Below are 8,010 nucleotides of genomic sequence, written 5' to 3'. Positions count from 1 at the left end.
GCATCGACGGCGCCGCGTGGGCCGCCGTCGCCGCCTATGCGCTCGCGGCCGGGCTCGCGCTCGCGCACGCGCTGCGCGCCGCAGGCGTCACGGCCCCGCGCGGCCGCGCCGTCATGATGCCGATGCTGGGCATCGGCATCATGACGCTCGGCCTGCTGGCCGTGACGCACGGCGCTGCGCCGCTGCTCGCGCGACTGTTCGCGGCCATGCCCCCCCGGGGCTGGCCGCGATCGTCGCGCTCGGCGGCGTCGCCGTGGGCGGGCTCGCGTATGCGCTCGCGCTGCTCTACTTGCGCGTCGTCACCGCGCAGGATCTCGCGCTCGTCCCGCGCTTGCGCGGCAAACCGCTTGCGCTGCTGCGGCGCTGGCGCCTGGTGCGGTAGCGCGAGCCCCGGGCTTTTGCACTTGCGCTCCACGCGCTGCCCGGCCCAAGCCGAGCCCCGGCTTCTGCGCAATGGCTCCATGCGCTGCCCGCCGCACGCGGTGCCCCGGGCTTTTGCGCATTGGTGCCACGCGCTGCCCCGGCTTTGCTCTTTATCGCCGTGCCGCCCTTGCGCCCCACGCAAACTCGCACGTTCACGGGGCGTACGCACTCGTTCTACATACTTACGCGGCCGGCGAGCTGTTCGCGCGGCCGCGCCCAACCAAGGAGGAATCAGCGATAATGACCGCTCAACCGCAAATTACCATCGTCGGCCTCGGAACCGGTGACGAAAACCAGCTGACGCTCGGCGTCTGGCGCAAGCTCGAAGCCGTCGGCAACCGCGGCGGTGCGTTGTACTTGCGCACCAAGGAGCACCCGATGGTCGCGCTGCTGGATCATCACCACATTCGATACGAATCGTTCGATCACATCTACGAAGCGAATGCGGGATTCGATGAAGTGTATGAAACGATCGCCTCCGAGCTTATCGCCCAATCGCAGCAAACGACTGCCGGCGAAATCGTGTACGCGGTGCCCGGTCATCCGATGGTGGCGGAGCGGACCGTGCAGCTGCTCCGCGAACGTTGCTCCCGCGAAGGCGTGCTGCTGACCATGATGGGCGGCGAGAGCTTTCTCGACCAAGCGTTCATGCGGCTCGGCTTCGACCCGATCGAGGGCTTTCAACTGCTGGACGCCACCTCGCTGTCCAGATACAGCTTGAATCCGCAGCTGCATACGCTCATCGGACAAGTGTACGACACGTTCACGGCATCGGACGTCAAGCTGACGCTGATGGAGCTGTACCCCGACGATTACATGGTTACAGTCGGCCATGCGCTCGGCGTCGCCGGGGAAGAACGGGTGCGGGAGGTGCCGCTGTATGAGCTCGACCGCATCGAAGGCTTCGGCAATCTGTCGCTCGTTTGGGTGCCGCGCACGGAACGCGAAGACGTTCACAGCCGCACGTTCAGCCGTTTGCATGAAATCGTGGAGATTCTCCGCAGTCCGGAGGGCTGCCCGTGGGATCGCGAGCAGACCCACAAGTCGCTGCGGCGAAATCTTATTGAAGAAGCCTACGAGGTGCTGGAGACGATCGATGAGGACGACCCGGACCACCTGCGCGAAGAACTCGGAGACCTGCTGCTGCAGGTTATGCTCCATGCGCAAATCGAAGCGGATGAAGGTTCATTCACCGTCTTCGACGTTATCGCGGAATTGAACGAAAAGCTGATCCGCCGTCATCCGCACGTGTTCGGCACGCTGGATGCCGAGAATGCGGAAGAAGCGCTCGGCAATTGGCAGCAGATCAAAGCCGAGGAGAAGCGCAAGAAGGGCATCGATCCGGCGCAGCAATCCGTATTGTCCGGCGTTCCGAACGATCTGCCCGGTTTATTGAAGGCGTACAAGCTGCAGAAGAAAGCGGCGGAAGTCGGCTTCGACTGGAAGACGCTGGAGGAAGTGCTCCCGATCGTCGAATCGGAGCTCGAGGAAGTGAAGGAAGCGATTCGCGAATATACGAGAACGGAGCAGCAGGAGGAACTCGGCGACTTGCTGTTCGCCGTCGTGAACCTTGCCCGATTCCTCAAAGTGGAGCCGGAAGAAGCGATGGCGGATGCCAACCGTAAATTCCGGACGCGCTTCGGTTATATTGAATCGCAGCTTCGTTTAAAAGGCAAAACATTTGACCAAACTGATTTACAAGAGATGGAAGACTTATGGCAGGAAGCAAAAAAAGTTCTGAAAAAATAAGCGGTCTAGCAGGATTTCCCTGATGGGCAAAGAATATTAAGTTCAGCGTTATTTTATGAGGAGGATTTAGAAACCATGAACAAAACAGATTTGATCAATAGCATTGCAGAGAAAAGCGGACTGACCAAAAAAGATGTTGAATCCGTCTTGAACAGTTTCCTCGGTGAAGTAACCGATGCGCTCGCAGGCGGCGAGAAAGTACAATTGATCGGTTTCGGCACGTTCGAAACTCGCAAGCGTTCCGGCCGCACGGGCCGTAACCCGCAAACAGGTGTAGAAATCTCCATTCCGGAATCCAAAGTTCCGGCGTTCAAAGCCGGCAACAAACTTAAAGAAGCGGTGAAGTAATGCGTCTTGACAAGTTTCTGAAGCTGTCCCGTCTGATTAAGCGGCGCACGGTCGCGAAGGACGTATCCGAACAAGGACGCGTCTGGATCAACGGCCGGGAAGCGAAACCGAGCAGCACGGTGAAGGTAGGCGACGAGCTTACCGTTCAATTCGGCCAAAAGCTGGTCACCGTACGGGTGGAACTGTTGTCCGAATCGACCCGTAAGGAAGATGCGGCCAAGATGTACACCCTGCTGAAGGAAGAAAGAAATGCGCAGGAAACGGATTCATTTTTATAACGGGCGGTTTCACAGCGGTGTTCGTTAAAGGGCTGTCCCTTGTCGGAAACGACAGGGACCGGCTCTTTTTTTTTGCATGACGGGTACCGGACTGCCGGGAACCGGCGGATTCCATCCGTTCATAGGTTCTAAACCTCGTCCACCCTCCATACGTTTATAGTAAACAAGCTTTGTGTACGGAAGCGTACGTCCAAAGCGTTCAGGAGGGGGACGAACCCATGTTAGAGCAACCGGGCAAAGTCAAACGGCAGGAAATCAAGATGTTAAACCGGAAGCTGCTCGAAGTATCCGGCGTCTTGAACGTGGAGAGCTTCGACAGCGAGGAGTTTCTGCTTGAAACGGACAGCGGGTATTTAATGATCAGGGGTCAAAATTTGCACATCAAAAACTTGAGCCTGGATCAAGGTTTGGTGGCGATCGAAGGATACGTGAACGAGCTGGCCTATTTGGACGGAAACGCGCAGGGCAAATCCAAAGGGCTGTGGGGCAAGCTGTTTAAGTGACGTTACAAATTCAATTCATAACGCTCGGCATGATGTGTGCGGGCGGATTATCGTTAGGCGGATTGTTCGACGTATACAGGGTGCTTTCTGGCCAGCTGAAAGCGCCTGCTTGGTTGAAAGCCGTCTTGGATCTGGCGTACTGGTTCATCGGTACCTTGATCGTGTTTAAGCTGCTGTACGAGAGCAATTGGGGGGAAGTTCGCCCGTTCATATTTCTGGGTCTGGGCATCGGCATTATCATTTACTTTTTGCTGTTTAGCCGGACGGTGATACGGGTAATTAAGTTTACCATCCGCGTCGTGGTGGCGACGGCAAGAATAGTGCGGAGCATGTTCATGCTGCTTGTAGTCAAGCCGTTAATCGGACTCTATCGATTGACTGTGATCATTTTAGGATTTTTGCTTGCAACCGCTATTTTCCTTTATAAAATTATGTTACAATTAGTATACCCTGTGTGGAAAATGCTGCTATGGCTCTTCAGGCCGCTTGGAAGGTGGATTCGGTTTCCGCTTCCCGCATGGGTGAAGACTACGGGTCAAAGCGTAGCGAACTTCGTTCGCCGGTTCTTTTGATCGATTTAGGAGGATTCGAACCTTGCAGGCAGTCTCTAAAGCAACTCATCCGCAACTCCATAATAAGGGCTCGATTCGTCGGCGCCGCTTGGTGATGCTGATTCTCACTTGCTTTCTGAGTTGGGCCGGCATCACGCTCTGGAATCAAACCGAAAAGATCAACGATCGGAAGGACAAAGTGAGCATGCTGCAGCAGAAGCTGGACGAAACGAAGCAAGCTCAAAGCGATGCGCAGCGCGAGATTACGAGACTGAACGATCCGGAATACGTGGAACAAATCATCCGGAAAGAGCTACAATATGTAAAAGAGGGAGAGACGTTGTTTTATACGCCGCAAACTGCCAAAAAGTAGGATGCCCGTTTTGCGCATACCCTTGTTGACCGTATGAGATGCGTACGTTATAATCGGCGTAGCTTCATTTTCAATTCGTTTTTTAACTATTTAAGGGAGGAACAGTTTACTTTATGGCAATTGAAGTGGGCAGCAAGCTGCAAGGCAAAGTAACGGGCATTACTCACTTTGGGGCGTTCGTTGAGCTATCCGAGGGAGTTACCGGACTGGTGCATATCTCGGAGATCGCGGACAACTACGTTAAAGATGTCAACGATCATCTTAAGCTGAGCGATATCGTCACCGTGAAAGTGATTAATGTCGACAAAGACGGCAAGATCGGGCTGTCCATCAAGCAAGCGGTGGATCGACCGGTAGATGCCGCTCCTCCGACAAGACCCGCTCGTTTCGAAAGACAAGGTGGCGGCGGCGGTGGCGACCGTGGCGGTTTTAACCGTGGCGATCGGGGCGACCGTGGGGGACGTGGCGGTAAGCCTCCCGTAAATCGACTTACCTTTGAAGACAAAATGGCGCGTTTCCTGAAAGACAGCGAAGACCGCATTTCTTCCCTCAAAAAGAATACCGAGGGCAAGCGCGGCGGACGCGGTGCGCGTCGGGATTAACTGAAGCCTACTTCTAAAATAATCAAAGCTGTTCGTGCAGGATCAGGCGCGGGCAGCTTTTTTGCATGCAACTTCCAACAACTCGCAGCCTGTAACGCTTGACAAGCGCTTCCTGACTATTATATACTCATGCTTGTTGCGGCGGCATAGCTCAGCTGGCTAGAGCGTACGGTTCATACCCGTAAGGTCGGGGGTTCGATCCCCTCTGCCGCTATAGAAACAATAAGACCCTGGAAGCGTTGATCGCTCCCAGGGTCTTATTCTGTCATGCCGTCATCCCATTCGCAAAGCGGGACTACTTTTGTCGTATCTTCATTTCCGTCCCCGCAAATCGACAGGTCCTCCTGTAAATACCGCCGATACGTGGACGAACAAAACCGAACAAATCGTGACGTTAAACCGAACATACGTTATTGTAAGCGCTTGCAATTCTGTTTGACACGTGTTTCTTTCATGTTTCGCAAGTGCCCTCATTTTGTCGGAAAAAACATCGGCTGGACTACCTCATTCTGACAAACTTTCTGCTGGACACGCTATATACTAAGTAACACTAATAGTATATGGGTGGTGTTAAACAATTATGCAAAAAAGGCAAATATTTCAACGAATGAGTTCAGCAGGTTCGGATGGCATGCGGCGGATGGGCGACTCGGTAAAAGGCGTTTTTGTGGAGAACCGGCTCGTACAAGCCGTCGTCGCAAGGAAATGGTCGATTCTACTCTTGTTCATGGCATTTCTGCTCGGACGGGCGATGATCCTCGATCAGTTGGCACCGTTCGGGGTCGCCTTTTTTGCCGTCATGTATTTTTTGCGGCGGGAGCTGCTCGTGTGGACGGCAGTTTTTATAGCGGGAGGGAGTTTGTTTTCGGTGGAGCCGATGCATACCGGCTACCTGATCGCGGAGATGGTCGTGTTCCTCCTGCTGCAAAAAGGCGTCGAGCGTTTCCAGCGCTCCGACATCTCTTATGCGCCGGCGATGGTGTTTGCCACTACGTTTTTCGTACGGCTGTTCTCCCACCTCGCGTCGGAGAATCTTAGCTGGTATACGCTGATGATGACCGGGGTAGGGGCGTTGTTAAGCCTGATTTTGACCCATATATTTTTGCAAGCGGTGCCTGTCTTTACGTTAACGCGTAAAAACTACAGTTTAAAAAACGAGGAGGTTATTTGTTTAATCATCTTGCTCGCTTCGGTGATGACGGGAACGGTCGGTTGGATTGCGGGCCCGATGACGCTGGAGCATGTGTTGTCGCGTTACCTGATTCTGCTGTTTGCGCTCGTCGGAGGAGCTCCGCTCGGAGCTTCGGTGGGTGTCGTGACCGGACTGATCCTCAGCTTGGCCAATTCCAGCGCAATCTACCAGATGAGCTTGCTTGCCTTCGCCGGCATGCTGGCCGGTCTATTGAAGGAAGGCAATAGAATGGCCGTTGCGTTCGGCATGCTGCTCGGCTCGTCGATCTTATCGGTGTATCTCGGAAACCAGGCCGATATTATGAGCTCGACCTGGGAGTCGGTGGCTGCCGTAGCTTTATTCCTTCTTACCCCCAAAGGCGTCATTCAAACCTTGGCCAAATATGTGCCGGGTACGCAGGAGAATCTCAAGTCGCAGCAGGATTACGCGAGGCGGGTGCGCGATGTGACGGCGCATCGCGTGGAGCAGTTCTCCGAAGTGTTCCGTCAGTTGTCCCGAAGCTTTAAACAAATTACCGTGGACACCCAGCCGATGCGCAAAGAAGAGGAGGTGGGCCACTTCATGAACTCCGTCGCGGAGAAGTCGTGCTCTGCCTGCTGGAAGCGGACGCAGTGCTGGGACGAACGTTTTTACCACACCTATAAATATATGACGGACATGATGACCGAGGTCGAGCTGCGCGAGACGATGACACGGAAGGATATTCAGCCGGGATGGAAGAAAATATGCGTCAAACCGGACCAGGTGCTCGAAGTGATGCTGCAGCAATACCATTTATATAAGAACGATCAGCATTGGAAGAAACAAATTCTCGACAGCCGTCAATTGGTAGCTGAACAGTTGTCCGGCGTCTCCCAGGTGATGGAGGACCTGGCGAAGGAAATCAAGCGGGAAGGCCAAGAGTTATTCATGCAAGAGGAGCAAATTCGAAGCGCTCTGGAAGAACTCGGGCTGGCCATTCACAGCATCGACATTATCAGCTTGGATGAGGGCAATGTCGAGATCGAAATCATCCATCAATACACGCGCGGGTTTGACGAGTGCCGTAAAATTATCGCGCCGCTGCTGTCGGAAATCGTGGGCGAGCATATCGCCGTGAAGAACGAGCAGGCGCTTGACCGGAAGGACGGGTACAGCACGGTGTTGTTCGGATCGGCGAAAGAGTACGAGGTGGAGACCGGAATTGCGGGGGCGGCCAAGGGGGGCGACCTCCTGTCCGGGGACAGCTTCAGCACGATCGAGCTGGGCAACGGAAAGTTCGCGGTAGCGCTCAGCGACGGGATGGGCAACGGAGAGCGAGCGCGGGCGGAGAGCAGCGCGGCGCTGTCGATCCTGCAGCAGCTGCTGCAATCCGGCATGGACGAGAAGCTCGCTATCAAATCGGTTAACTCTGTGTTGATGCTTCGTTCGTCCGATGAAGTGTTCGCGACGGTCGACGTTGCGCTGATCGATCAGTACAGCGCCAACACGACGTTTATGAAAATCGGTTCGACCCCCAGCTTCATTAAACGCGGCAGCGAGGTGTTTCCGGTGACCGCCAACAATTTGCCGGTCGGCATCTTGCAAGAGATCGACGTGGACTTGGTCAGCGTGCCGCTGAAACACGGCGATATTTTAATCATGATGACCGACGGGATCTACGATGCGCCGGGGCACGCGGTGAATAAGGAGCTCTGGATGAAACGGATGATCACCGAGATCGACGCCGATCATCCGCAGGAATTCGCGGACATCCTGCTCGAACGGGTCGTGCGTTACCATCATGGGGAGATTTATGACGACATGACGGTGGTGGTCGCGCGCGTCGATAAGTTCAGGCCGGAGTGGGCGACCTTCCGGACGCCGGGAATGGAGCGGATCGAACGTCCGAGGACGGTCAGTTAAGGAGTGGTACTATATCGAACTAAACCGCTGGAGCCTCGCTGCTCCAGCGGTTTTCTGCATATAAACCAGTTTAGAATTCTCTCGAATGGAAAAAATAAGAATAATAT

The 8,010-nt window shown here is 54.8% G+C and carries 9 protein-coding genes and 1 tRNA gene; all 10 read left to right on the top strand.

The genetic code is table 11. From position 1 onward, the window contains the following. The first annotated feature begins 253 nt into the window (after nucleotides 1-253). The 10 genes from JMF85_RS28340 to spoIIE all read left to right on the top strand — a co-directional run bounded on the left by JMF85_RS28340 (nucleotide 254) and on the right by spoIIE (nucleotide 7,903). A complete protein-coding gene (locus JMF85_RS28340; protein ID WP_269103169.1) occupies nucleotides 254-382 on the top strand; it encodes a hypothetical protein in 129 nt (42 codons plus the stop codon). 281 nt (nucleotides 383-663) lie between these two features. Further along, complete coding sequence (gene yabN / locus JMF85_RS02865; RefSeq protein ID WP_201317699.1) at nucleotides 664-2,172, top strand: bifunctional methyltransferase/pyrophosphohydrolase YabN; 1,509 nt, start codon at nucleotides 664-666, stop codon at nucleotides 2,170-2,172. A gap of 75 nt (nucleotides 2,173-2,247) precedes the next feature. Then, nucleotides 2,248-2,520: an HU family DNA-binding protein gene (locus tag JMF85_RS02860; RefSeq protein WP_127610736.1), complete on the top strand. Its 273-nt coding sequence runs from the start codon at nucleotides 2,248-2,250 to the stop codon at nucleotides 2,518-2,520. Beyond that, nucleotides 2,520-2,798 (top strand): RNA-binding S4 domain-containing protein, encoded by a 279-nt coding sequence (locus tag JMF85_RS02855; RefSeq protein WP_054797894.1) that lies wholly within the window; start codon nucleotides 2,520-2,522, stop codon nucleotides 2,796-2,798. Before JMF85_RS02860 ends, JMF85_RS02855 begins: the two co-directional genes overlap by 1 nt. A gap of 218 nt (nucleotides 2,799-3,016) precedes the next feature. Continuing rightward, nucleotides 3,017-3,301 carry a sporulation protein YabP gene (yabP, locus tag JMF85_RS02850; protein ID WP_054797895.1) on the top strand — a complete coding sequence of 95 codons (285 nt, stop codon included), beginning with the start codon at nucleotides 3,017-3,019 and terminating at the stop codon, nucleotides 3,299-3,301. Beyond that, nucleotides 3,298-3,873, top strand: a complete 576-nt coding sequence (yabQ, locus tag JMF85_RS02845; protein ID WP_127610734.1) for a spore cortex biosynthesis protein YabQ — start codon at nucleotides 3,298-3,300, stop codon at nucleotides 3,871-3,873. The genes yabP and yabQ overlap by 4 nt, the downstream gene beginning before the upstream one ends. 22 nt (nucleotides 3,874-3,895) lie before the next feature. Beyond that, complete coding sequence (locus tag JMF85_RS02840; RefSeq protein WP_054797896.1) at nucleotides 3,896-4,225, top strand: FtsB family cell division protein; 330 nt, start codon at nucleotides 3,896-3,898, stop codon at nucleotides 4,223-4,225. 113 nt (nucleotides 4,226-4,338) lie between these two features. After that, on the top strand, nucleotides 4,339-4,827 hold the full coding sequence (locus JMF85_RS02835; protein WP_054800161.1) for a S1 domain-containing RNA-binding protein: 489 nt from the start codon (nucleotides 4,339-4,341) through the stop codon (nucleotides 4,825-4,827). Nucleotides 4,828-4,967: 140 nt separating this feature from the next. Beyond that, nucleotides 4,968-5,041: transfer RNA gene (locus JMF85_RS02830), tRNA-Met, on the top strand. A gap of 417 nt (nucleotides 5,042-5,458) precedes the next feature. After that, the gene (gene spoIIE, locus JMF85_RS02825) at nucleotides 5,459-7,903 is read left to right on the top strand and encodes a stage II sporulation protein E (RefSeq protein ID WP_373423942.1); all 2,445 of its coding nucleotides are present in this window, start codon (nucleotides 5,459-5,461) and stop codon (nucleotides 7,901-7,903) included. The last annotated feature ends 107 nt before the right edge of the window (nucleotides 7,904-8,010 follow it).

This window comes from Paenibacillus sp. EPM92, assembly GCF_016586185.1.
GTDB lineage: Bacteria > Bacillota > Bacilli > Paenibacillales > NBRC-103111 > Paenibacillus_G > Paenibacillus_G validus.
The sequence above is the reverse complement of the archived record's forward strand: the minus strand, read 5'-3'. Positions and strand labels throughout refer to the sequence as shown.